Raw genomic sequence first — 22,930 nt, forward strand, 5'->3', positions numbered from 1 at the left:
CGGGTTGCTTTAATCTATTTCTCAATTCAGTACTAGCAATATGAATTAGCGATAACAGCTCATCAGAAGAAGCTTTTGTAATATCTATTTCAATAAACTCTTTACTTTCTTTAAACATTTATCCGATCTCTTTAGATGTATATATTCTCCGTTTTGGGCTGTATAAGATACCACCAACAACAATCCAGTTACCCGCTATCCACCTTGTGACTTGCTGCGGAGTAACATGCATATGTTGCGCAAACTTAGACTGATTGCCACTGAAATGGCGATCAATATATTCTTTCAGTGTTTCGCATTGTCTATTCAAATGAATTCCCATATCATTATTTGTGATAATCAATCAATGATATGGCCGCGAGAATCTCTGAGTCTATTTTTGTGTTCCTCAACCCATTTTCTGTTAGCTTCTTCATCATTACGTATTTCTTTATCAATGATTTCATGAAACATATCACTGATATAATTTAGAAATGTTACAGTATCGCTACGAATATCTATGTCATACAGCCCAATACAAATTGATTCTCTACTATCTTTATAATTCGCTGCAACATACATTTTCTGCCTTTCGATGCAAACATAACCTTTTGCAGTCATCTGACCGTAGATACAGCTTTCGTAAGGACGTTCTAAGATGAATGATGCACGCTTTGATTTCAGATAATCAGTGTTCATATTCAAGTTCTCCGTTCGTTGTTGATGTAATCAATGTAATCATTTTTTGATGATACTTCAATATATCAATAATCATTTTTTGATTATATTAGTGACTTTAATAACATAATTAAGATATGACTATCCATACAGGGAAGTTCACGTTAAACCCGCGATAGAGTAACTATGAACAATGCTATTTTAGCATTGGCCGAGATGATTAAAAAGGCAATAGATAGCCATACCTCATTTAAGCTTCCTCCCTAATCCAGGAGTGAGTTCAAAATGGTAATGAAAGTATTACGCGAGCAGAACGCAGCCTTTCAGGCCGTCTAAGCCTATTGCCCCGCTTATGCGGGGCTTTCAGGAGAGACACTTTGAATAATGTAATTAGAACTGAAACCTTACTCCCTTTTCGTAATGGTTGGACACCTCCTACAGGTGAAGAAATCAAAGCGGTGTTAAGTCTCGTTGAGGAACAATCAGGAAATAAGTTTACTGGGGTTGACGCCTCAAAATACATAGGTCTACCAGGCGAAACAGGGAGAGGAAAAGGCAGCCGGACATTTAGGCGATGGTGTAAAGAAGGGGGAATACCTTACTCGGCGTGGGCGTTACTTTGTTATAAAGCCGGGTTAGGGGTTATTTGGGAAACAGACGAACAGAAGGAAGGAGACTAATAAGGAGACTAATGTTGAAGCGTTGGGATACCAAGATGAAATTGTTCCACGGCTCATACAATAACGACGCTCCAGTGAACTTTTCGTGGGAATCTGCACAACCCCTCTGTATCGGCACAGAAAAATGGTTTTGATCACTTTGCCCAGTTCAACAAGTGCTTTGTAAGTGGGATGTTGTTTCGGGTGAAGCGGCACAGTATGGCCTCTGGATCGGCGGTATTCTGCTTAAGCGTAGTCGCATATTTGATCATCTCATCGTATTGCTGGATAATTAGCTCCCAGTTGATAGGACGTGTCAGTATCGACTCCAGATTTGGGTAATCATCAAGTTTGTCATCCCCTTCCCGCAGAACCATTTCGGCATCTTTGAGACCAGGAAGCTGGTCACTACCCCTATCCAGTAAAATCTTTAATTTCTTTTATATATTTCTGACCTTCTAAGAGACCTTTTAGTTCTCTTCTACTACCATATAATGCGAGAGTCTGGGTATTATATACTAACCCTTTTTTATAAAACTCATTCCTAATTTTCCTTAAAATCTTTCTTGCCAGCATACCTTTCGACCAACCTCTTTCGCATAATGCTTCGTACTCGGCAATCCAATGTATTAATTTCATAATGGAATTTACCTCTCTTCTCATGAAATATTGCTGTGAGTTATGACAACAGTATCTGCGAATACTCTCCAGTGTTTGTGGTACTAAAATTAAATTCCCTCATGCTGATGTTAATTTGTTGTATTCTTTAACTATTGCTGACTTATTTAACCACTCAACCGTACTTACAGTTCCCTTGTTTCGGCTGAAGGAAATTATCTTAGTGTGTTAACACTGTTGATTTGCTCTCATTATAGACTTTTACGGAATATTTGATCTAGATATGCTATTAAGGACATTCATTGAAATATTCCCATAATAAGGTAGTAGATATTGTAGCTGATCAGTTACAAGCAAGATCAAATATTGTCATATAAATCACATTTTAAAACTTCATGAAACCGTTTACATGAACAGCAAACTTATCTCACATTCTATCTAAAATAAATTCGTTATTCTATTGTAAAAAACAATTCGAAACTGGAGTTTGAACTGTATGATTTAGAACAATCTTAGACAATACTATAACTTCTAACTATGAGGAATGGTTCCTTATAGAACGAGTAGCTGCTCTTGTTGATTGTTGAAATACTTTCCTACTTATATTCAATAATTATTGAAGGTCATATATGGGTCAAATTACCCTTCGGTTAACAAATATGTGGGATAGAAGTCATGATCCGTGGTTTGTAAAAGATAAGAAATTTCGTCTTATATATGCAAATAAAGAATTTATTAAACTAAGTAAGTTACCTAAATACTTTGATGTTGCGTATTTTCGTCCTCGGAGAGAATAAAGCCGCTGTTGGTCAGGTTGTTGGCGGTCAGTTGGGTGACGTCACGCCCGCTAATCGTACCGCTGTTGGTGATATCGCCCTGACTGTTAAGCGCCACGGTATTACCAGCCAACAAGGCACCATCACTGCTCAGGTCGCCCTGACGGACGCGTGCATACACCTGCGGCACAGTAACTACCTCGGTAGTGCCGTCCGGCAAGGTCACGGTTTGGTTAGTCAGCCAGATAATATCCGAAGTCAGCAATGCCATCTGCGCCGGACTTAAGGCGACGCCCGGCGTTAACTGTTGCTGTTGGCCAAAGGCAATTCCGGCATCCATCAGCGCTTTAAACTGCGCTTCATCGTTGTTGTAGCCGGTCAGATAGCGCCGGCCGGTCAGTTGGGTAATCTGGTCCCGCACCAGTCGCTGTTCATAGAACCCATCGCCCAGGCGTTTGTGAACCAGCGCCGGGTCATGCGTTAACTGTTGCCGCATATAATCCGAGCCCAGCCACTGTTTATACTGGGTAAATTTCGGGTCGGTCTCGACCAGATAGTGGTTGTCACTGCCCGGTTGCACCGTATACAGGCTGTTATCCGGCAAGCGGGTATTAGGGGTCACTACACGTATCACCGGGTCGATTGTTTGCCCTTTCACCGTTTCCGGGGGCAAACTCAGTTCAAATGGCTGGCCGGGGGGCAAGACCAGAGGCTGGTCGTTTATCCCGCTCACCGGTTTGACCGCCGTGGGGGCCGCGTGTATCTGGCCGGTCTGTCGGTCCGTAATCGTGATATCGGTGTTCTGTGGCCGAGTATGGTCCTGCCAGGCCAGAGTTTTCAGGTCAAGGGTTTCTATCACCGGGGCAGGGTGATAACCACTGCGGCTTTTCCCCTGCGAGGTTTTGGTGCCGCGGAATCTGGACTTAAGTCGTTTCTTTTTCGCATACCAGTGAGTCTGGCGACCTTTATCGGTGGTGATGCTCCCCCTGAGTGGCTATATTGTGCAGTTCGCCGATTTCGCCGTTCAGCTCGCCGCCGGCGACAATTTGGCTGTCGTGATTAGTGACTTTCGCACTGTTGAGCGTGATATTGCCGCCGGCCAGAATTTTACCGGGGTCACTCTGTTTAACCTGCGTTTCATTCACGGTGCGGGTGTACTGATATTCGTAAAAGTCATTACTGCGACTGCCGTCCGGCATGATGGCATCGTGTACGCCGTATTTGTTGTGGCGGGAAGTGTCCACTTGCGACCAGTCATAGCGAATGGTCTGGCCGCTCAATACCGCATCGTGATGTGGTGATTTTTCCGTTTCGACGACCTGAGTCACCAGACCGGCGTTGGTGTTTTGAATCTGGTCGGCCTGAATCTTCAAATTGTTCCCGGCCTCAATTGTCGCCGCGTGGTTATTGAGTTCACGCGCCTGACCGGTGGCTGTCAGGCTGTTGTCCAACTGGCCGCCAATGTGCATATCGCCCACGCTGTAAATCTGGGCATGGTGACTGTTGTTGAGTATCCCGGTCCCGATATCCAGCCGGTCCCGCGCGGCAATCACGGCGGCTTTGCCGTCCTGTGCGCTGTTATTCAAGGTCCCCGTCTGGAGGGCGAGCCGGTCGCCGTAAATGCGTCCGGTACCGGTATTGTTCAGGGTGTTGGCCGTGAGATGGGTCAGGCCGCCGTCAATCAGTCCGGTGTTATTCAGCGTATCGTGGACCTTGATTTGCGTTTGCCCGGCGCTGATTTCACCGGCGGCGCTGTTGGTAAGATTTTGCGCCCCAAGATGCAGCGCCCGACCGGCTTTTATCTGGCGGTCATTACGGAGATTGCCGGTGGTTTTCAGGGTCAGATTGCCATTGGCCGCGGTGTTGCCGGTATGGTGAAAATCCTCGGTTAAAGTGATCGCCATATCGCCCTGCGATAACAGTTGGCCGTCCCCACTCAGGCCGTGAGCGTTAATCGTGGCGTGTTCCCCGGCAATCAGGGTGCCCTGTTGGTTGTTAATCCTCAGATGCGGTTGCGGTTGATAGTGAGCTGTTTACCTGCGGTGACCAGCCCCTGGGTATTTATCCAGAGTCTGACGGATGTTCGCTTGTAGGTGATCGGCTGCCCGTAAAGCACCCTAGCGGTTGTCCACCTGTTGGGTGTTGACCGTCAGGTTTTGCGCTTCCAGTCCTTTATCCGCTTGTGCCGTGTCGCGATTAATCAAGTGAGCGGTGCTCAAGGTCAATTGCTGACCACCACGGATAAGGCCGCCGGTGTTATCGGTTTGGGTTTTGACATTGAGTGTGGTGTCGCCCACCGCCTGCACCTGCCCATGACGATTGTCCAGCGGGCCGCTGGTGACAGCCGTTTTGCCCTCGCCGAGAATCTGGCCCTGCTGGTTATCCAGTAATTGCCCATCGGTGTCCAGATTCAGGGTGTCTGCGGATTGTAAGGTTCCGTTGCGGTTAGTGAGTTGTCGGCTGTGAATGTCCAGCCCGCCATTTCCCGCTATCTGTCCCTGAGTATTATTGAGCGCGGTGCTGGTTAGCGCCGTTTTGCCGTCCGCTGCTATCATGCCGCCGGTGTTATCGATGGCACCGGTACGCAGGGTTAATGAGCCCATGCCCGTGGGTATCAACGGCCATCTCGCGGCCGGATTGTAACAGCCCCGCCGTGTTATCCAGCTCACCACTGTTTAAGGTCAGGGTGTCCTCGGCTATCACCTGTCCCGCGGACTGCCCGCCGCTTAACAACCGGCCCGCTTTTTGGTCGGCATTGCGGGTATTATATTGGTGAAGGGCTGGCCGGTGGCGCGGTCAGATGCAGGTCCTCGCCCTGACTGGCAATATTGCCCTGACGGTTGTCGAGCGTGTCTGTGGTAATCGTGAGCTGTTTGCCCCGGCTGAACAGGGTCCCGCCACGGTTATTCAGCATGTGAGTGTTAAGCGTCAGTTCACCGGTACCGGTCTGGTTAATTTTTCCTTTCAGGTTAGAGATATCCGGCGTCGTGAGGTGGATTTCCTGTGCCACTAATTGCCCGCCGTCGTTGTTAAACTGGCCGGGGGTTTTCGCAGTCAAACGGTCGGCGTTGACGGTGGCGCGAGCGGTGTTGACTGGCATTCAATTGAATCTGACTGGCGGCGGTCTGGCTGTCGCTCAGGTCAATCTGTTGACTGTGGACAGCCAGCGTATCGGTCGCCAAATTTTTGCCATTGGCCTGAACGTGTTGCGCGGTCAGGGCCAGTGAACCGGGGCAGGTGGTGTTGCTCTTATCATCCAGTCCGGCGGCCCAGACGCTGTCATGGCTGCTGTGTATGGTACCTGCGGTAACGGTGGTATCGCCGCGGGCTTCCACCCGACCCTGATTCTCTAACGCACCTTTAGCCTGTAAATTCACCGCCGATTGTGACAGTAATTTGCCGGTGTTCGAGACATCGGCAGACGACGTTAATTGCAGCCCGTCACGGCTGCTAATGGCACCGCGAAGTAGATTAGGAACTAAACAACAGAGCGGAGGTAAAATAAGTTTCAGCAACTGGTTCGATTCTAAGACAGTTGGACTAGAGGAGCATTTAGTAATTGGGGTAGTGACCAGCTACCCGGTCACTACCCCTAATTGGTAGCTTATAGTTAATACTATATTAACTATAAGGCGTCCAAAGGTAATTCTGGTAGGGTATGGAAGCTGTCAGGACTTGGCCGGGGGCCATTGTTGGGCAGCATGGAGCACGCGCAGCACAACCACCGTACCACTACCCTTGATGCGATAGACAATCACATAATTAGGTCGTACGACGATTTCACGTGTGCCGCGCATGCGGCCGGGGCGGTACAGTTTAGGCTGCTGCACAGCGAGTTCGATTTTGGTATCAAAGTCTGCGTCAAGCTCAAGCGCGGCGTTGGGGTTGTTTTGTGCGATGTAATCAAAGATACGTTCCCGATCTGCTTCCGCGATCTTTCGCCAAATGATTTTCATGCGCGACCCTGTACAATGCGTTTACGCAAGGCTTCACGTTTGGCGGCAAATTTGGCCTTGACATCAGCGTGAGGGATACCAGGTCCAGGTTCGTCTATGGCTTGCTGCACTTGTTCACGAAACCACGTATCATAGGCTGCGGCCTCGTGGGTACGCTTGAGCGCTTCGGCACGATCTGGCCTTAAGGTATTGGGGGTGTCGGGCGAGTAGTTTGATGAATCCACGTCGAAGCGGGCAATGCCAATTTTTTTAAGGTAGGAAACCAGCGTCTCGAACTTGCGAAACAGCCGTACATTACGGCTGCGTTGTGCGGCCAGTTGTCGCTCGTGCATTCCATAGCGCACCATCACGGCCCAGCCACCTGGCTGGCCTACGATGTGTGCTCCTCTGACGGCTCCGGCCTCCACAAGATGGGAGAGGGTGCCGTGGTCGATAGTTTCAGTCATGTTGTTACCTCGCAATTTCTGAATATTTCACAATAGGACTATTGTAATTTATAGTGCGAATTATAGTAAATTGCAAGGTGTTTAATTATTAATTTACTCAATGGCTGAACATAACGCCCGTTAGATGTAGCTTGAAGTGTTAAATAAAGTGAGTTTGACTTATACTAAAAGTGGGTATTTTATCAGTTTTAACTAGAAACCCGTACGTTGCCGCGTCGGGTTTCTTCTCTCTTTCAAAATGAAATAATTAGTAAAACGATAATTGACAATGATTTGACATGATGATGGATTTGAATATAATTCAGAATTTGTAAAGTACTTTAAGAGGTAAATGTGAAGATTAGACGTATTTCCCAATCTGATTGGGATCTTATTTACCCCGCATTGGAACATTTGTCTATAAAAACCATTAAAACAGCACGTGATATACTCGTAGATGGTAAGAAACCCTCCGATGTGTCAAAAGAACGCAACGTTACTCGACAGAATGTCCATGCAGCTGTGAAAAAAGTGACTACCATCATTGACGAACAGGAAATCAAGGGATTACAAGCCGTTAACGTTTGGCTACCACCTGACTTAGCGGAACAAGTCATAGAAATAGCTAAACACTATATGAAGCAAACAAAATAGCAAAATTAGTGTGCCGAAAACTCTGCTGGCAGTGCGGGAACCGGGTAGCTGGTCACTCTACCCCATATTCCCGATCTGTATCGAGAGATCATCAGTTTCCAACAAAAGTGCCTACTCATAAGAAACCAGCAAGTAAACTTAATTATTGGTAGAATGAACTATCATAGTTATTTAATAGCATTTCTTACGTATATACGAACAGTTACCTTGCCGACAATTAATTGTAAGAACCTGCATTTGAAAGCACAATAAAAAATGCATGCCGGATTTCTTCAAGGATATTGATAAAGTCTAAGCCTGCATTGCGGCTTATGCCACCGCTGAGTGTGGCACCGCTAATCGTTCCCATCGTCATGGCATAATGCATGTAAGCGCTGTCCTTATCCTTTCTTTCCATTGCTGACCGTAAATTCAGGAATTATTACCTCATTACCGTAATTATGATAATTATGATAAAGTGGCGGTGTACTCTTTGTCGCTGACTCTACTTATTAAAATGTCTCTTTGAAAAAGTAGAGTTTATTAAATAAGATTAAGGAGGGACTAAATGCCCACTTTTTACGAGGAGCGCGATCAGTGATTTTTGACGTAAGAGCGACCTTCGATGATTGCCCCCACATCATCATCGTGGAATGGGGTAAATATACTGCTCGTAACCTTAGGTATCAGGGAGATAGCTTTATACAGTATGAAAAACAGTAATAGTTGCACCGGCAGTACAATAGTGCTGTCAGAGCAATCCTCCATGAGTGAGTTAACTATCAGTTCAACTGCTCTGAACCAGATCCAGGATAATCCAGCCGTTGCCTACCTGATCAGTCTCGGTTCGAAGCGTAGTAGGCAAACGATGGGGTCTTTTCTTAATATCATTGCTCGTATGATTGGGTATCAGAACCTTAGGGAATGTGCCTGGAATGCACTGAGACGACACCACGTTCAGGCTGTTCTTGAAATGCTGCGGGATGCCGGGAAGGCTCCGGCCACGATCAATACTTACCTGTCTGCACTCAAAGGGGTAGCTCTTGAAGCATGGACCATGAAACAGCTCGATACCGACAGTTTTCAGCATATTAAGCAAGTACGATCGGTTAAAGGCTCCCGTCTGCCGAAAGGTCGAGCACTGGATAAGCAAGAGATAAGGACGTTGCTTTTCACATGTGAAAATGATCACAGTTCAAAAGGGCTCAGAGATGCCGCTATTATTAGTGTCCTTCTCGGGTGTGGACTGCGGCGCTCCGAAGTCGTCGCGCTGAGTTATAAGGATATTATTCATCGTGAGCAGACATTAAAAGTACTGGGCAAAGGTAATAAGGAACGCGTTGCGTACATGCCTGCCGGTACCTTTGAGCGACTGATGAAATGGGTAGAGGAAGTCCGAGGGGACTACCCCGGACCGCTTTTCCCCCGCATTCGCCGTCATAATTATGTAACCGATAGCCGGATGTCAGACCAAGCGATTTACCACATTCTCGGTACCCGGCGAGTCGAAGCCGGCCTCGATAAATGTGCACCCCATGATTTACGCAGGACGTTCGCCTCCGCCCTACTCGACAACGGAGAGGACCTGATAACAGTGAAAGATGCGATGGGACACTCCAGTGTTGCAACAACACAGAAATATGACAGACGCGGGGATGAGCGTTTGAGAAAAGCCAGTCAGAAACTTGATATAGTGTAACCTGTTATGGCGCAAATCAATTAGTGAAAAATTTGGAGAAGAAAAACTAATATGGGCTAGAGATAGCATATAAGCATGGATATACGCCCGATCATGCCATACACTGCTCTCTTGATATAAGTCGAATTCTTGCAACAGATGAATACAAGAGCGTCATATAAGTGGGTTCTCTGCCCACCCCTTCACAGGCTGAGTAGTAGAGAGCATCAGCTAACATTATCCTTTTTATCACTGTAGCTACGAGACAAAACTCCGTAATGAAAAATAAGCATTTATTCATTATGGAAAACGGGTTATGAAGGAGGATCCTCACACAATCCTATCTCAACCACAGTTCTAGCCTGACCTTTAATTAAGATACTCATCCATGTAAGGCAAGACTCATTCCGACCAGATAGCTTCCGAAGTATTGGGTACCTTTGCAGGTGCGACTATAGAATCCTCCCCAGAGTAATAGTTACACCGTAACTCCTTCTATCTTTTTTTCTTCGCGTAAGGCAGGTTTCAATTCTATGCTTGTTATTGCAATATTTATCATAATTATGGTAATTATGATAAATATTGCAATTCTAGAAAGGAGTATCACTATGGCCCGTAAGCTCATTGAATACACAGACGTTGCCAAGGCAGCACAAAAGCTGGTTGATGCAGGTAAGCGCCCGACAATCATTGCCATCAGAGCTCTGCTTGACAAGGGGAGTTACACTACTATCTCTACCTACCTTAAACAGTGGGCAGAAGAAAACCCCTTCGAAGATGAACCGGTAGAGGTTGTTTTGCCGGAGTCAGTAGTCAGCGATGCAGAGCTTTTTCTCCGGAAGATCTACTCGGTTGCAAAGGCCAGAGCTGATGAGCAATTGGAGCGGGAACGGGAAGTTCTTCGGCAAAGGGAAGCAGAGTTCCAGGAAGACATGCAACAAGCTGTTGACATGGCTAATGAAGCCGTAGAACGAGTTGAATTGTTAGAGGAACAGCTTGAGGAGTTGGGCAGAAAGAAGGCCGAAACTGACGCTTCGCTTGCTCAGACCGACAAGTCCCTGTCACTCAAGTCATCCGAGCTGGAGCGATTGTACGCTGACGCGGAAAAGCAGGAAAAGCGCTTGGCTGAATTGGAGGCAAAGCTGGAGGGTAAGACCGCTGAACTCATTCGCGCCCAAGATCAACTTGAGCAGACAAAAGAGGAAAATACCTCTTTAAGCCAAAAATTGGCAACTACAGAGGATGAGCTAACAGTGCAAAAAGGCAAAAATATTGAGCAGAATGAGAAGCTCCGATCCATGCAGGAACAGAGCACAGACCTTAAAGAGCAGCTCGAAAAAACGCAGGCCAAATTGACCGAAAATCAAGACTTCCTAAATGCTGCCAAAGCTCATGGTGATGCAGCAGACAGAGAATGCCAACGCCTGACTACTGAGCACGAAAAACTGGAAGGAAAGCTCTCCGGTACCGAAGCAGACATCCGCAATCTGGTGCAAGAGAAAGGTGTCATGGCAGGTCAAATACAGGAAAAAAACCAACAAGCCAAACAGCTTGAAAAAAAATACGATGATGCCCTTACCAAAATCTCCAAGCTAGAACATGAGATCGCAAAGGTCAGTGAAAAAAGCAAGGTTGGCAAAGGGGAGGAAAAGTAAGAGGATGAATACTGTCCTGATTACAACGTGCTCCACATTATTGAGCTGGAGTACGACTACAAGTTTATGCCGAAATCTCCAATACTCCAACATTCTGTGACGTTTTGAAGCCACACGGCATAATTCAACAACCAGCCACTGGGGGCTCAGCCGTGTGATCAGCACATAGTTCCCCTGTAAAGTTCGCCCATCAGCACGGCTGCTTGCTTTAGGATATCTTTTTCCATGTCCAATTGTCTGACGTACTTTTCCTGTTCCTGGATACGGCGTTGTTCAGACGTGAAAGCTTTGCCAGAAAGCGTCACACCCTGCTTTTCTGCTTGATACTGATAAACCCACTTTCCCAACGTACCGGTATTAATGCTCAGTGAACGGGCAACATCCACAATTTGTTGCTGATGTAGAACAACTTGTTGAACCACTTCCAGCTTAAATTCAGCGGAATATTGTCGTCTTGGTTGTTGCAGTTTCATGTTGATGCCTGGCATTGATATTAATCAGAATAGCAGACTTGTGGGGTGTCAGGGATTCTTGTACCACAACAGCTAAAAATATTACGCAAAGGAGATACATTTTATTGTCTTGAAACTCAATCGATTGAGTCGCAACGTTAAATGTAACGACCTAAAAACAAAAAGCACCAAACCTGCAATCAACGGCAGTTTTCAACCAGCATTGGATGATTCTATCCGTGCCGCAAACCCAGATTAAATGATAATGAACCTGCACTATTAAACTCCAACCTGAATTCCATCTCCGCTACAGCTAACCTGTCATTTTCAGAAGTCGACTGCACCAATGAATAGGGCTTAAAGCCAAGTGTGCATATGACTTCTGATAATGACATCAGCGTTCTTTTAATCAGTCCGCTTTTCTACGTTCAGTTATACTGGTTTTTCACATAATAACGGGACATCTCTATCATGTTGATTGGATATGCGCGGGTTTCTACCGATGATCAACATCTCGACCTACAGCGTGATGCTCTGAACGACAAGGATTAATCAAATTACTCAGTACATTGCGACCGGGCGATACAGTCATTGTCTAGCGGTTGGATCGTTTAGGGCGATCCCTAAAGGATTTAATCCAGTTGGTCGAAAAACTGGAAACTATCAATGTAGGATTACGTAGCCTTCAGGAACACATCGATACAACTTCTGCCGGAGGCCGATTAATATTTCACTTATTTGGTGCTCTGGCGGAATTTGAACGCAACCTGATCCGTGAACGCACTCAGTCAGGACTTATTGCGGCCAGAGCAAGAGGGCGTCTTGGGGGACGAAAACCAGAAAAACAGAAACTGGCTTTACAGCTTTACCATAAACGGCGTCACATCGTCGCTGAGATTTGCCGCCTGATGGGGATCGGCTGCACTACACTGTATAACTATTTAGCTCAGGCAGAACATCATGCCTTTAAGACGTTATAGCGGTATTCCGCCAGACTCACTTGTTCAATTGCGGCAGCGGCTCGATAGTCTGCCGCGAAAGTTACTGTGGGGACTGTTTGACGATGAATGATATGCCGAATACGGTGGAGAACGGGGTAGCCCGTATAGGCCGATATCCGGTCCCATTCCATTGCATCGCTACCGTAAATTCAAGGCCAGCAAGACCAGTAAACGCGCTGATAAGATCCGAACACTGGCACAACATATCAATTTACCTATCACGGCATTAATAGGATTGTTAGTATAAAGCATGAGAGTTACCTCGTGTTTTGTATAAAGTTTGTACACCTTTATCAAAACCGGTAACTCTCAACCTTGCAAGGGCTAATTGTCAGATCAAGTCGAGACTAATACAGTTAAACCGATCTTTATTTATCCCGTTTAAATGAACGTAAAACATCTTCTGATAATTGGTAATTTGATTTAGTATTTAACCGGCTTTTCCTTTCCTCATAGATGTTTCCATCCGGTGTTATATGTTTAACCGTTAAAATACCTTCTTTACTTAACCGATTACATAAGCTGGATAAATTTTCCTTTACAACTTTAGTTACATCGATTAACTCATCAATGCTAACCATGTTTACACCATCATCATATCGATCAAGCATATAAAATAGCACTGCTAGTGCTGTGCCTTTCCGCCCCGTTCTGGAAAATATATCTCCAATGTCTGAAAATCTCATGTAATCTTACCTAGATTCCTCTCATACCATTTAACAACATTAAAGCGCTCCATTTCTTCGATTGCAGCACATAGCCACCCTGTAACCTCAGTACGAGAAGCAACACGCTCAGGCAACAAGATAAGTAAGTCTGCTAACTGTAGCGATTTACTCATTGTTAAAAATATCGTTGCAAAGCCTGCCCACTCTTCATCATTTGAAGGCACCCACTCAGATTCAAGTAACATCAACAAGGCTGCTTTAGCCGCCCATAAAGGGGTTTCAACAGTTCCTATAGTCCACGACGTAAGAGTCGTTCCAAATACTGGTTTATCACGCCTTATAAAACCATGCTTAACAGCAACCTCAGTTAATCGAATAGCTCCCTGAGATGCAGATAAATCTGTCCTCATAATCCAGATTTTAACAACCTTAGTCCGAAACTCTTTAGACATTCTAATTAATGGCGTTTGACTTATCATAGCTTAACCTTACTTTTTAACTGTATAGCCTGACAGGCTATATTTATGTACCTGTCAGGCGCTATGAGCTATCAGCAGCCGACATCACCATTGATAAAACTTAACAAATGGCTTCCCGCAATCCGTTGCGATTTTACATCAGCCTTTATAGTGCCCCGCTCAGAATCAACACAAATCCCCTTCCAATTTTCGATTAGAAAAAACGTTTCTCGTTTAGTCTCATCCATTAGCATAGCAGCACCATTAATTTTAGTAACAACCTCATCAATTTCTTTCTTTTCCTTCAATAACTCACATACAGCAAAAGAAAAAGCATTAATCAGTACACCATGAAATTTGATGTACTCTTTTCGATAATCTGAGTCATAGTTTCTAGCATTGCCCTCTGTTAAACCAACCAGATAAGCCCAAGAACTCCAGATTGCTACAGCTTGGCTTTTAGTCGTTTCTGATAGGATTTCTTCAGTAGGTACATTAAATATACGTTTAGTTGCGTCATATAATGCTTTAAAACTCACTAATGTATCACTTTTACTAGGGATAACATTATGTTCATAATCAACCCATTCAGAAATCATTTTAACTTCATTTATCCAGTATCTAGTTAAATGGCTATAATCCTCACGGTTGTTATATGCAAGATTAATGGCGGCTGATGGTTTAGACGCATTGCTATTTATATCCGAAAAAAATTGTTGTCTTGTTTCAAGATCTAAATTTTCAGTAAGTGTTATAGAAATGCTGTCATTAACATCTCTTTGTTTGCAAAATTCAACAATACCACAAGCTCTGTGCTGACCATCAAACAATGAGATATCAGAATCCATTGGGATTTTTAAAATTCCGATGTGTGTATCATTGCCAATTTCTTCAAATTCAACTTCATTACTATCTATATTACCAACAAGAGGAGGAATCATATAAGATGTTTTATTATCAAAAGCCCCAATTAAATATAAAGATATTTTCTTTGCCCGATTCTTGTTTAATTCCCTTTGAGAACGTCGCATTACATCTTGACTATTATCAAAGGCAAGGAGTCTTTTTAACAAACGCATGGAAACAACTAATGAATATTGTATTCTACCAGACTGGAAAAAACGAATGGCGGGAATATTCCAAGTATATTTTTTATTTTTCATTATTATATTTCTCCCATGAGAAGTTTTACACTAAATGTATTGCAGCGGCCTACCGCTGCAATGATATTTTTTTAAAGAAAACCAAATTGATTATAATTACTCATTATATAATACGTTGAAATCAATACAGTCAGGTGTTGATTTCAGAATTTGCTGAACACTAACGACATTATGGCAGTAATAATTTACCGTCATAATATCTTCAATAGCTCTAAAAAGATCATTATGACCTACAGCCTTAAATAAATCCATAGGATTATCACTGTAAGTGCTTATAGGTATCCATAAATCATTATTAACTCCACTTAAAACAGGATGACAGCAGAAGTGAATTGAAGGGATATTATTTTGCACTGCAAAAATAATTATAATAGATTTGCGTGACATAACTTATTTTCTCCTGTGAGAATGGCACCAGCCTAATTACAAAGAACGGCCTTCCGTTCTTGATGTTTATATTATACAACAACACATCTTAAGAAATCAATATTGATTATATAAAATTCTAATATTTTTCGATGATCCGGTCATATTTAAAGGCGAACAGGTTTTTGCGGTGACGCTACGTCAAATCGACGCGATTTTGACGTAGTGTTGTTGGTCGGTCAGGGTTAGCTCAGTGGCTGTAATTCTTTAATTCTTTATTTGTTGCATTCTTTTCACATGTCATTACGTAACTTTGGTTAATGTTAATGTGACCGATATGTAATGACTTTATGATTTAGTAACCGAGTATGGAATTTTTATGACCGATTGAATGATTTCATCATCCGAAAGTTCTTGACCCTTTTTAACTATGGTTAATCCTGAATTTGACATTGATATTCTCCTATGAGACGGGCTTTGCGCCAAAATAAATTTAAAAACGGCCTTCCATATTTCGATATTAATTATCACATTATCTAAAAACAATATATCAACATAGGAGTGCAATGTATTTAGTAAGTTATTAACCTCTAAAATTTATAAGCATTCATATGCTGTAAGATAAGATTTTTTCACTTCCTCAGTAAAATAAGCATACTCGGTTCTTGTTATAGAAAACCACTTCACCAGTATATTTGCCAATATATTGGCAGCTTTCTCTTTTAAAAGCAATATATCTTTAGTTACTAATACTCCCCCAAATTTTTCAACAATTTCATAGAGCCAGCATCCGGGGAAATCATAGCCTTTTTTATTAAGCATATTTGCTACTGCATCAACGGCTTTCGCATGATTGATTAACATAGACATTAAACCTATCTCTCCTTCTATTTGTTTTGTGCGTATAGTATTAATAAAATTTTCCCAATTTTCTTTTGCAGCTACTGCTAAATACATCGCTGTTAATGTAATTTCTTCGTCCATTTTCTACCTACTCTCATATCTGACAGGCATGCAATATTACTCCTGTCACTGTGGATTAATTAGTAACATTTAAAATTAAATACATAATACAACAAATCTTCCTCTATCTAAACTCGTTCAGGTAATGCGTTTGGATAATGGATAATAACAATATCATTTAATTTTTCTAGTAAATCCAATCGTTTAAATAATATATGCCCAGTCCCTTTTTTAAAATAACGAATAATAAAATAATCGTCTTCGTATTCAGTTGCTTCTTTAGAGTTTATTACGTGATCGTCAAATAACATTCCAATGCTATTTCGATAATCTTTAACATTTATACCGTCAAAAATATTTAATATTCTCTCAAGATCATCTAATTTATTCCTACCAAACAAACTCGCTCTAAAACCCCGCAAACTATCATGATCAACTAAGTTATTCATAATGATCTTTTTCCCAAATTTATACGGAACATTAGTTTTATAGTCCCATGATAAAATTTTAAAAATATTTATAACTCCCCGCTCAAAAATATCATTTTTTTCTCTACTCAATTGTTCAAATGATGATTCAATATTTTCTCTTGTTATCTCAGGAAACTCTCCTTTATCCAAATTTCTTTCCCATTCATCTCTAGCTTGATCATCCATCAAGCTAAACATGCCCGACTTACTCATTAAGCTATTCCAAATAATACGATCATTTATTTTCGTAATTCTTTTTAATATACCCTCTTTACCGTATCTGCCAAGTTTTATTTCCCAATCAAATAATTCACCTCCACCTATTTCAAGTGATAAAGACTGAGATTGATTTAATATATCAATCGCTTGTTCAATTAACTCTAATATATGGTTACGATAAGAAATAATTTTCTCAATAGAAACAGATAATATAACTTCTTCTTTAGAATTTATATAATTCACTTGTTCAGACGGAAATTTAATAGAATCTTTCATAATAAATACCTTTTCCATTTTATCTATTAATTATTTACCAAAATCGTAGATTTATTATCTAATATCAGTACTAAAACATAGGATTAACAGAATATATTTCACAAATCGTGAACTAATCCATATATTTTTAACAAAAACTTAATAATAAAAAACATGGTTTCTGAATTTTCGTGCTGATACTTATTTCCATGTGTAACTCCTTTGAGTCTGGCGTTTCGCTTGTAGTAATAAGAGATGGCCTTGTTAGTCAACAGGTAATGAAATTTGTTGTCTGCAACAATGCAGGATATATCACTACTTTTTACGGTTTCTGCTAATTGAGTGGGGAATAAACTGTTGATCGTCAGGGGGTAGCATGACAAAGTGTTGTACTCAACCATAAAAATTTTCTCCTATCACTCAATGTTTACTTCATCATTTAAACATGCCCCCCACAGGGGACAAATATGAGAATAGCAAGTATTATCAAATATAATCTATTCATTTGATTTGTAATAATCTGTCCATTATCAGGTTCGCATGTGTTCTAATGAATAGTAACTCCAGCACAAACTGAGTACTAATTGTAGCTACTTGCAATTAAAAACAGTCGTACTCGCATTTATCCGCTTTTTCGGCTCACGTTAACTGCAAATAAAATCCATCATATTGGCAGCCCTACCACTAATATTCTGTCGCGCAACTCTGCCGTACGAACCGGATCGAGCTGATTGTTAAACAGTGCCCTGATTTCACATCAAATTTTTCTTCCATATCTTTCAGATGATAACCATGACGCGTTAGCATCGGCTCTAAATCATCAGTTGTCGCGAGAGCACCGATTCTGTCAGCGTTGCTGTTATTGGTTTTTCACCAGTTTGATAACCGGCTTCCATGACCAGCGTCAGATGCAACTGCACCTGTAACGGGGTACGGAGTTTCATTGCCAGTAAATCGATAGCATCCGTCGTCAAAATATTTAATGAGCAACTGTCTTTCACTTTAAACTTTAAACAGCCACTTATCTGGTTTTGCGAAGACTGATTATTGATGATACGAACGGCCAACCGGCCTGTTGAGGAACCGGTAAAACGGAAAGGCTCATCTGAAGCCGTATATTTCTGGAGGTTCATCAGGCGCGGAACTCATCGTGGCGCGGGCATGACTGCTCACCAGACGCCGGATAATGCTTTCATCTGGTTCATTCGCAAAAGAGTTTTTATGTTTGAGGCTCATGATTCCGTTATCAGTTACTGAGGGAGTTAATTCTTTCCTCCGGGTCATCACCCAGTTCTATCATGTTCCCAAAGCCACTCATCAGCACTTTGCGTCCCATCATGACAGCAGCCTGAGCACGCCAGCTTTCACCACCATTTTCGCCCCAATGCTCAAGACCTGCACGATCCAATTCTTCTTCACTGGAGAAGAAGGTTACGCCCGGAAGTTTTTCGGGCGAAAGGTTAATGGTCGAATCAGCCAGAACACAGATACCATTTTGCGTCATAAAGTACATACAGCGCTCAGCCTTCTGTTCTGTGCGGATCACAACACCGGATGGCAAACGCGAAGATTTTAACACGTTCACGCTCGACAGATTTTCATATTTTGGAAGGACAGCCACTAGCAGCAACTGAGCATCAGCTACAGCGTACATACCGACCAGTGAAGACAACACACCGGCCTGTTTTGGAAGGTTAACCGTCACGCTTTCTGTGCCGGAAAAGTCCTCCGGTGAAACAGGTGTGTTTGCGAGAATGCCCTGCAACGCCTTACTGCCGTTTGAATCCGGGTCAACCCATGAGGCTTTTTTATCCGTACCACACAGAGCCGTGCGCCACGAAGCCGGAACTTTACCATTGAAAGTGAATACGACCGATACAAAGTTATTATTTGGCATATATGTTTCCTTATTTTATTAAACAAACAGCTCGTAAGCGTTACAGGAGTGTGGAGATAGATTCATTGGTTGATGATATTATCCCATCACAAACAGGCACCACGAACAGGGTTGTGAAAAAATAATCATACAGGCAAATGGAATTTGCGGGATTTCGCCCCAAAATTACCATAAATTAATCTTTACAATCATTCAGTTAATAGTGAATTTGCTACGGGAAAAATGGAGCGATTTTAGAAGGAACAAACATAAAAAAGCCCAGATATTCCAGGTTGTGAGTATGTGGCTTAATCATGCTGTTCGATGATGACGCAGATAGCTTCGTCTATCTTAATCTGAGCCTCTTTGTTGGTCTGGCTGAACTCATAGACAACCCTCCTTGTCTTTTTTTCGGGCATAGACGTTTCAATCAAAGCCATTGTTCTAACCACCGCCTTTTCAGGCGGTGTCTCCATGTTAAGCTGCAATATCATTACTAGCTAATGGTGCTTCTATTGTTTCAGCTTTCATCCATCTAGGTACCCAACGATTGTTTGCCATATATTTTTCCGCAAATTCGGCTGCGTCGCCTTTCTTCATTTTTTCTGCATCACTAGCAGCACAGGTCAGTCCGGCCTGGGTTAACGCTTCACAGATCTGCGCTTTGCTGAGTCTGCTAAAAAAGTTATCTTTGGTCGGTTGCCACCAATCTCGTAGATGGAAGCCCATTATTGTTTCCAACCCATCAAGTGGGCTTAGTTGTGTTCGGCCGCATTCACGGTTCTGAACGCCATCAATGCCACAAGCTACGCAAAAACCCATCAGGTTATGAATGTGTTCAACAGGCCATGCCAGCAACCATGTAAAATCTTTCTTCCAATCTTCAGGTAGCAGGGCTTTAATGTGCTCTTTCTGTTCCATCAAAACGGTGTACGCTTGTCCATTCTCTCCGGTAGGTGCACTATCACAAAGCCCCATATGTGACGTATTCAAACGTACTTGCAAAGGATTTTTGAACATTGAACTCCCACCAAACACCTCCATACAAAGTGTCCATGCCAGTAAAGCTACCGCAGTCTGCGTTTGCTGTGCCAGCGCGGCTTGTAGCGCCAGTGTACGCTCAGAAGACATGGCTTTGAGTAGCGGCAGGTTAATATCATCAACCGCATTTTTCGGGGATATAATGACATTGGCCGGAACGTTGCCTTGCTCGTCGGAGTTGTCCTTGTCCTGAACTTCATCCTCTTTCAGTAACACTCCACGCTGAACACAAAGACAGCCGTCGTGATATGACACAACAATTCCAGCATGTTTTTTTTGTTCATCTGTCCATGCACGATTAATGACAATCTGCTCGATGTCGTTGATCTGCATTTTCAACACTTCTGCTTCATCACAGAATGAATCCAGTGCATCAAGTGATGCCATCAATTTATCACGGCGGATCTGTTCATCCGGTGTGTATTCCGGTGCTGGCTCATGTAGGAACACGTATTTCTGACCATCTTCCCCCCACCTTTTGATACGCTCCATACGTGCTAAACTCCATGACCAGCCCTCTACCTGTTCTATTTCTATTGCTAATTGCTCAAGTTTACTCATGACACGGCTGTCAAGCATGACTGCATCGACATAACCATCATTTTCACTTTCGCTAAACAAATCACGGCGGATCTCTCCGTCAGTAAAAGCATTTGCACCAACAAACTTAAATTTACCGCTATCCCTGATCAGCACTTCACTAGCAGTAATAAGGCGACGGATGTCATAAGCAGAAATACTGCCGTTGTAGCCTTGCTGACGCGCAACCTCTAATACTTGTAATTGACGTTCTTGATCGTTCTCCAATGCTAATACATGACAGTGTTCAGTTGTGATTTCATCTTTTGCTAACATATCCAAAATGGCGGGAGCGAGGTTAGCAAGTTTCAACATCCGCTGTACATGACGGGGACTGTAGCCCAATAAATCACCAATCTGCGTGGGAGTTTTCCCTTCGCTCGCCATTATATGGAAACCGATGATTTGCTCCGCTGAGTGCATATCTTTACGCTGCCCGTTCTCTGTCATAGAAGCTGCAACAGCAAGTTCGGCGGGAATTTTTTTGACAGGTACAATAAGCTGATCGGATTGAATAACACCTCGTTCAATAAGTAACGCCAGCGCTGCCTTACGGCGACCGCCAGCGACGACACCCAGTGAACCATCTGACATTTCAACAACAACCAGATTTTGCAGGATACCAATAGTCGCGATGCTGGTAGCCAGATCTTCAATACTCTCCTGTGAATAGGGGATAAAACGCACATTCTGATTGGTATTAGACAGGTAGGAATAAGAAACAAGCTCAACTGCCGCCTGTTCCAGTACCGTAACTAGCGTCCGAGCTACATTATGCGATTTACGGGAAGATTTTTTAGCTGTTTTACTTTCTTTGATGGTTGCTTTAACATTAGTCTCTGACATTATTAATACCTCATTGCATTTTGATTAATCTCTTCTGGACGGTTTCAACGTCCGGCATTTCTAAAATTCTCTTGGGTCAATCAAGCTGGTTGTCAAAATCCATCGGTGGGTATTCCGTACCCGTTTGAAACTGTTGTAGCGCGGTAGTCGTTTTCGCTTTCCGACCTTATACCTTTCTTTTTTCTTCCACAATGCTACCCACTCTTTAGTCTCAAAAACAAAGAAACCCAGTTATTCAAAACCAAATCGATCCGGATAATTAAACAATCAAAAAACAACTAAAAGAGGATCGCTTTTAATTGCCTAGTGATATAAAAGATAAATTTGATAACGAAAAAAAATATCCATCTGCTGACTGCTATACAATAATCTTCAAGATGGTTTTTTAAAATTCATCAAAATTTTTCGCTGTTTGAAACCAGAGAATAGAAATAATTTCTGGATAGTTTCAGTAATATCGATCTACAGTTGCTAATCCCAATTCTTCACTTCATCTCTAACCAGTAAATCGCATACATTTGGAACATTTGATAGAATATATGTACCGTCACTAAATGGAATAATTCTTCTCAAAAAACGCTCTGGAGATCTTTTAGTATTGCGTGTATTTGTCACTGGCAATAAGAAATAGCCTTGTTAGTTAACAGGTAATGAAATTCGTTGTCTGCAACAATGCAGGGTATATCACTACTTTCTATAGTTTCTACTAATTGAGTGGGGAACAAGCTATTGAGCGTCAGGGAATAGCGTGACAAAGTGTTATACTCAGCCATAAAGTTTTTCTCCTATGTATTACTTAATATTTATTTAATCATTTAAACATAACCCTCACAAGTGACGAATATGAGAATAGCAAGTATTATCAAATATAATCTATTCATTTTATTTTTAATAAACTGTCGGTTATCAAGTTCGCATGTGTTCTAATAAATAGTAACTCCAACACAAACTGAATACTAATTGGAATAGCCAAGGTTTCTCTCATACTTACAAAGGTTAAACAGCAACTACTATTCCCCCTACTCTGACATGAAATAATGAGTTTATTGTTATGTCGCATGGGATTATTGATGTTAGTCCAGTAAAACGATGTTCGTTTCATTGATGTGAGATTAAAAATTACGAGCTGGATGATGCATTTTATCATACGAAACGGCTTCGTGATAAATATGGCAAAACGTCTATACAAGTTTCTACATCAGAAACCGGATACCGGAGTTCTGTTTTCGTCTGGTTCTGATGAAGAAAGCAGGTGGTCACGTGATGTTGCTCAAGCCAGAGTTATTCAGGCATGGCAACGCTGAGAGCTAGTGGCTGAGTATATATCCTGTTTGTGGTGGAAGCATAACCTGAATCATTCCTGAATAACCCTGTATCAGGAATGAAATTGGATACGCGCCAATATTGTCCGCTTTACAGAGAGTTAAAACGCTCATACGTTCTGCGTTGGTTTCTTTAGTGATAATACAGGTCATAGTCTAACCTCTTTATTGTGATGGATGTCTATTCTGCCCAA

The 22,930-nt window shown here is 42.6% G+C and carries 27 protein-coding genes and 3 pseudogenes; 7 read left to right on the top strand and 23 right to left on the bottom strand.

Features of this window, described 5'->3' with window-relative positions; translation table 11 throughout:
* Nucleotides 1-118 precede the first annotated feature (118 nt).
* Nucleotides 119-310 carry a hypothetical protein gene (locus OO184_RS19145; protein WP_265380550.1) on the bottom strand — a complete coding sequence of 64 codons (192 nt, stop codon included), beginning with the start codon at nucleotides 308-310 and terminating at the stop codon, nucleotides 119-121.
* 29 nt (nucleotides 311-339) lie between these two features.
* Nucleotides 340-678: a hypothetical protein gene (locus OO184_RS19150; RefSeq protein WP_265380551.1), complete on the bottom strand. Its 339-nt coding sequence runs from the start codon at nucleotides 676-678 to the stop codon at nucleotides 340-342.
* A gap of 356 nt (nucleotides 679-1,034) precedes the next feature.
* Between OO184_RS19150 and OO184_RS19155 the strand changes: the two genes are divergently transcribed.
* Nucleotides 1,035-1,337, top strand: a complete 303-nt coding sequence (locus tag OO184_RS19155; protein WP_265380552.1) for a transcriptional repressor protein KorC — start codon at nucleotides 1,035-1,037, stop codon at nucleotides 1,335-1,337.
* Nucleotides 1,338-1,445: 108 nt separating this feature from the next.
* Here the strand turns inward: OO184_RS19155 and OO184_RS19160 are convergent.
* From OO184_RS19160 to OO184_RS19185, 6 genes and pseudogenes are all read right to left on the bottom strand, one after another.
* Nucleotides 1,446-1,729 (bottom strand): annotated as a pseudogene (locus tag OO184_RS19160) (Tn3 family transposase); the annotation flags it as partial.
* A gap of 1 nt (nucleotide 1,730) precedes the next feature.
* The gene (locus OO184_RS19165; RefSeq protein ID WP_265380553.1) at nucleotides 1,731-1,955 is read right to left on the bottom strand and encodes a hypothetical protein; all 225 of its coding nucleotides are present in this window, start codon (nucleotides 1,953-1,955) and stop codon (nucleotides 1,731-1,733) included.
* Nucleotides 1,956-2,726: 771 nt separating this feature from the next.
* Nucleotides 2,727-5,783: pseudogene (locus OO184_RS19175) on the bottom strand (hemagglutinin repeat-containing protein); the annotation flags it as partial.
* Nucleotides 5,740-6,225: a hypothetical protein gene (locus tag OO184_RS25485; protein ID WP_446500472.1), complete on the bottom strand. Its 486-nt coding sequence runs from the start codon at nucleotides 6,223-6,225 to the stop codon at nucleotides 5,740-5,742. The pseudogene OO184_RS19175 and the gene OO184_RS25485, both read right to left, overlap by 44 nt.
* A gap of 153 nt (nucleotides 6,226-6,378) precedes the next feature.
* Nucleotides 6,379-6,666, bottom strand: coding sequence for a type II toxin-antitoxin system RelE/ParE family toxin (locus OO184_RS19180; RefSeq protein ID WP_265380554.1), 288 nt, complete (start codon nucleotides 6,664-6,666; stop codon nucleotides 6,379-6,381).
* Nucleotides 6,663-7,112 carry a ParC-related protein gene (locus OO184_RS19185; RefSeq protein ID WP_265380555.1) on the bottom strand — a complete coding sequence of 150 codons (450 nt, stop codon included), beginning with the start codon at nucleotides 7,110-7,112 and terminating at the stop codon, nucleotides 6,663-6,665. The genes OO184_RS19180 and OO184_RS19185 overlap by 4 nt, the downstream gene beginning before the upstream one ends.
* Nucleotides 7,113-7,445: 333 nt before the next feature.
* On the opposite strand from OO184_RS19185, the gene OO184_RS19190 reads away from it, so the two are divergent.
* On the top strand, nucleotides 7,446-7,745 hold the full coding sequence (locus OO184_RS19190; protein WP_265380556.1) for a TrfB-related DNA-binding protein: 300 nt from the start codon (nucleotides 7,446-7,448) through the stop codon (nucleotides 7,743-7,745).
* A gap of 217 nt (nucleotides 7,746-7,962) precedes the next feature.
* Here the strand turns inward: OO184_RS19190 and OO184_RS19195 are convergent, their stop codons facing one another.
* Nucleotides 7,963-8,142: a hypothetical protein gene (locus OO184_RS19195; RefSeq protein ID WP_265380557.1), complete on the bottom strand. Its 180-nt coding sequence runs from the start codon at nucleotides 8,140-8,142 to the stop codon at nucleotides 7,963-7,965.
* Between the two features lie 348 nt (nucleotides 8,143-8,490).
* On the opposite strand from OO184_RS19195, the gene OO184_RS19200 reads away from it, so the two are divergent.
* Both OO184_RS19200 and OO184_RS19205 read left to right on the top strand, forming a co-directional pair.
* A complete protein-coding gene (locus OO184_RS19200) occupies nucleotides 8,491-9,423 on the top strand; it encodes a tyrosine-type recombinase/integrase (RefSeq protein ID WP_265380595.1) in 933 nt (310 codons plus the stop codon).
* Between the two features lie 587 nt (nucleotides 9,424-10,010).
* Complete coding sequence (locus OO184_RS19205) at nucleotides 10,011-11,057, top strand: DNA-binding protein (RefSeq protein ID WP_265380558.1); 1,047 nt, start codon at nucleotides 10,011-10,013, stop codon at nucleotides 11,055-11,057.
* Between the two features lie 158 nt (nucleotides 11,058-11,215).
* On the opposite strand, the gene OO184_RS19210 is transcribed toward OO184_RS19205, so the two are convergent.
* Complete coding sequence (locus OO184_RS19210) at nucleotides 11,216-11,530, bottom strand: transposase (protein ID WP_265380559.1); 315 nt, start codon at nucleotides 11,528-11,530, stop codon at nucleotides 11,216-11,218.
* 450 nt (nucleotides 11,531-11,980) lie between these two features.
* Here OO184_RS19210 and OO184_RS25490 point away from each other — a divergent pair, with 450 nt between their 5' ends.
* Together OO184_RS25490 and OO184_RS19215 are read left to right on the top strand one after the other, a co-directional pair.
* Nucleotides 11,981-12,061, top strand: coding sequence for a recombinase family protein (locus OO184_RS25490; RefSeq protein WP_446500474.1), 81 nt, complete (start codon nucleotides 11,981-11,983; stop codon nucleotides 12,059-12,061).
* An 89-nt stretch (nucleotides 12,062-12,150) separates the two neighbouring features.
* Entirely contained in the window at nucleotides 12,151-12,489 is a 339-nt protein-coding gene (locus tag OO184_RS19215) for a recombinase family protein (RefSeq protein WP_446500473.1), read from the top strand.
* Here the strand turns inward: OO184_RS19215 and OO184_RS19220 are convergent.
* From OO184_RS19220 to OO184_RS19275, 12 genes and pseudogenes are all read right to left on the bottom strand, one after another.
* Nucleotides 12,468-12,641, bottom strand: a complete 174-nt coding sequence (locus OO184_RS19220; protein ID WP_265380560.1) for a hypothetical protein — start codon at nucleotides 12,639-12,641, stop codon at nucleotides 12,468-12,470. The genes OO184_RS19215 and OO184_RS19220 overlap by 22 nt on opposite strands.
* 237 nt (nucleotides 12,642-12,878) lie before the next feature.
* A complete protein-coding gene (locus OO184_RS19225) occupies nucleotides 12,879-13,196 on the bottom strand; it encodes a hypothetical protein (protein ID WP_265380561.1) in 318 nt (105 codons plus the stop codon).
* On the bottom strand, nucleotides 13,193-13,657 hold the full coding sequence (locus tag OO184_RS19230; RefSeq protein ID WP_265380562.1) for a hypothetical protein: 465 nt from the start codon (nucleotides 13,655-13,657) through the stop codon (nucleotides 13,193-13,195). Before OO184_RS19230 ends, OO184_RS19225 begins: the two co-directional genes overlap by 4 nt.
* Nucleotides 13,658-13,728: 71 nt before the next feature.
* The gene (locus OO184_RS19235) at nucleotides 13,729-14,799 is read right to left on the bottom strand and encodes a DGQHR domain-containing protein (RefSeq protein WP_265380563.1); all 1,071 of its coding nucleotides are present in this window, start codon (nucleotides 14,797-14,799) and stop codon (nucleotides 13,729-13,731) included.
* 96 nt (nucleotides 14,800-14,895) lie between these two features.
* Complete coding sequence (locus OO184_RS19240) at nucleotides 14,896-15,186, bottom strand: hypothetical protein (protein WP_265380564.1); 291 nt, start codon at nucleotides 15,184-15,186, stop codon at nucleotides 14,896-14,898.
* A gap of 576 nt (nucleotides 15,187-15,762) precedes the next feature.
* On the bottom strand, nucleotides 15,763-16,149 hold the full coding sequence (locus OO184_RS19245; protein ID WP_265380565.1) for a hypothetical protein: 387 nt from the start codon (nucleotides 16,147-16,149) through the stop codon (nucleotides 15,763-15,765).
* 107 nt (nucleotides 16,150-16,256) lie between these two features.
* A complete protein-coding gene (locus tag OO184_RS19250; RefSeq protein WP_265380566.1) occupies nucleotides 16,257-17,093 on the bottom strand; it encodes a DUF4942 domain-containing protein in 837 nt (278 codons plus the stop codon).
* A gap of 643 nt (nucleotides 17,094-17,736) precedes the next feature.
* A pseudogene (locus OO184_RS19255) lies at nucleotides 17,737-18,052 on the bottom strand (ExeA family protein); the annotation flags it as partial.
* Nucleotides 18,053-18,318: 266 nt separating this feature from the next.
* Complete coding sequence (locus OO184_RS19260; RefSeq protein WP_265380567.1) at nucleotides 18,319-18,969, bottom strand: hypothetical protein; 651 nt, start codon at nucleotides 18,967-18,969, stop codon at nucleotides 18,319-18,321.
* A 287-nt stretch (nucleotides 18,970-19,256) separates the two neighbouring features.
* Entirely contained in the window at nucleotides 19,257-19,424 is a 168-nt protein-coding gene (locus OO184_RS19265) for a ParB family protein (RefSeq protein WP_265380568.1), read from the bottom strand.
* A gap of 1 nt (nucleotide 19,425) precedes the next feature.
* The gene (locus OO184_RS19270; protein ID WP_265380569.1) at nucleotides 19,426-21,414 is read right to left on the bottom strand and encodes a ParB/RepB/Spo0J family partition protein; all 1,989 of its coding nucleotides are present in this window, start codon (nucleotides 21,412-21,414) and stop codon (nucleotides 19,426-19,428) included.
* 611 nt (nucleotides 21,415-22,025) lie between these two features.
* Entirely contained in the window at nucleotides 22,026-22,187 is a 162-nt protein-coding gene (locus OO184_RS19275) for a hypothetical protein (RefSeq protein WP_265380570.1), read from the bottom strand.
* Nucleotides 22,188-22,583: 396 nt separating this feature from the next.
* Here OO184_RS19275 and OO184_RS19280 point away from each other — a divergent pair, with 396 nt between their 5' ends.
* Entirely contained in the window at nucleotides 22,584-22,718 is a 135-nt protein-coding gene (locus OO184_RS19280; protein WP_265380571.1) for a hypothetical protein, read from the top strand.
* Between the two features lie 3 nt (nucleotides 22,719-22,721).
* On the opposite strand, the gene OO184_RS19285 is transcribed toward OO184_RS19280, so the two are convergent.
* Nucleotides 22,722-22,889: a hypothetical protein gene (locus OO184_RS19285; RefSeq protein WP_265380572.1), complete on the bottom strand. Its 168-nt coding sequence runs from the start codon at nucleotides 22,887-22,889 to the stop codon at nucleotides 22,722-22,724.
* Between the last annotated feature and the right edge of the window lie 41 nt (nucleotides 22,890-22,930).

This window comes from Photorhabdus aballayi (assembly GCF_026153155.1).
In the GTDB taxonomy this organism is placed as follows: Bacteria; Pseudomonadota; Gammaproteobacteria; order Enterobacterales; family Enterobacteriaceae; genus Photorhabdus; species Photorhabdus luminescens.

Bases quoted from the DNA above. Each gene is read 5' to 3' on its own strand.
- OO184_RS19150 (WP_265380551.1), bottom strand. From the start codon at position 678: ATGAACACTGATTATCTGAAATCAAAGCGTGCATCATTCATCTTAGAA.
- OO184_RS19165 (WP_265380553.1), bottom strand. From the start codon at position 1,955: ATGAAATTAATACATTGGATTGCCGAGTACGAAGCATTATGCGAAAGA.
- OO184_RS19180 (WP_265380554.1), bottom strand. From the start codon at position 6,666: ATGAAAATCATTTGGCGAAAGATCGCGGAAGCAGATCGGGAACGTATC.
- OO184_RS19185 (WP_265380555.1), bottom strand. From the start codon at position 7,112: ATGACTGAAACTATCGACCACGGCACCCTCTCCCATCTTGTGGAGGCC.
- OO184_RS19195 (WP_265380557.1), bottom strand. From the start codon at position 8,142: ATGGAAAGAAAGGATAAGGACAGCGCTTACATGCATTATGCCATGACG.
- OO184_RS19200 (WP_265380595.1), top strand. From the start codon at position 8,491: ATGAGTGAGTTAACTATCAGTTCAACTGCTCTGAACCAGATCCAGGAT.
- OO184_RS19205 (WP_265380558.1), top strand. From the start codon at position 10,011: ATGGCCCGTAAGCTCATTGAATACACAGACGTTGCCAAGGCAGCACAA.
- OO184_RS19210 (WP_265380559.1), bottom strand. From the start codon at position 11,530: ATGAAACTGCAACAACCAAGACGACAATATTCCGCTGAATTTAAGCTG.
- OO184_RS25490 (WP_446500474.1), top strand. From the start codon at position 11,981: ATGTTGATTGGATATGCGCGGGTTTCTACCGATGATCAACATCTCGAC.
- OO184_RS19220 (WP_265380560.1), bottom strand. From the start codon at position 12,641: ATGGAATGGGACCGGATATCGGCCTATACGGGCTACCCCGTTCTCCAC.
- OO184_RS19225 (WP_265380561.1), bottom strand. From the start codon at position 13,196: ATGAGATTTTCAGACATTGGAGATATATTTTCCAGAACGGGGCGGAAA.
- OO184_RS19230 (WP_265380562.1), bottom strand. From the start codon at position 13,657: ATGATAAGTCAAACGCCATTAATTAGAATGTCTAAAGAGTTTCGGACT.
- OO184_RS19235 (WP_265380563.1), bottom strand. From the start codon at position 14,799: ATGAAAAATAAAAAATATACTTGGAATATTCCCGCCATTCGTTTTTTC.
- OO184_RS19240 (WP_265380564.1), bottom strand. From the start codon at position 15,186: ATGTCACGCAAATCTATTATAATTATTTTTGCAGTGCAAAATAATATC.
- OO184_RS19245 (WP_265380565.1), bottom strand. From the start codon at position 16,149: ATGGACGAAGAAATTACATTAACAGCGATGTATTTAGCAGTAGCTGCA.
- OO184_RS19250 (WP_265380566.1), bottom strand. From the start codon at position 17,093: ATGAAAGATTCTATTAAATTTCCGTCTGAACAAGTGAATTATATAAAT.
- OO184_RS19260 (WP_265380567.1), bottom strand. From the start codon at position 18,969: ATGCCAAATAATAACTTTGTATCGGTCGTATTCACTTTCAATGGTAAA.
- OO184_RS19265 (WP_265380568.1), bottom strand. From the start codon at position 19,424: ATGGAGACACCGCCTGAAAAGGCGGTGGTTAGAACAATGGCTTTGATT.
- OO184_RS19270 (WP_265380569.1), bottom strand. From the start codon at position 21,414: ATGTCAGAGACTAATGTTAAAGCAACCATCAAAGAAAGTAAAACAGCT.
- OO184_RS19275 (WP_265380570.1), bottom strand. From the start codon at position 22,187: ATGGCTGAGTATAACACTTTGTCACGCTATTCCCTGACGCTCAATAGC.
- OO184_RS19280 (WP_265380571.1), top strand. From the start codon at position 22,584: ATGGCAAAACGTCTATACAAGTTTCTACATCAGAAACCGGATACCGGA.
- OO184_RS19285 (WP_265380572.1), bottom strand. From the start codon at position 22,889: ATGACCTGTATTATCACTAAAGAAACCAACGCAGAACGTATGAGCGTT.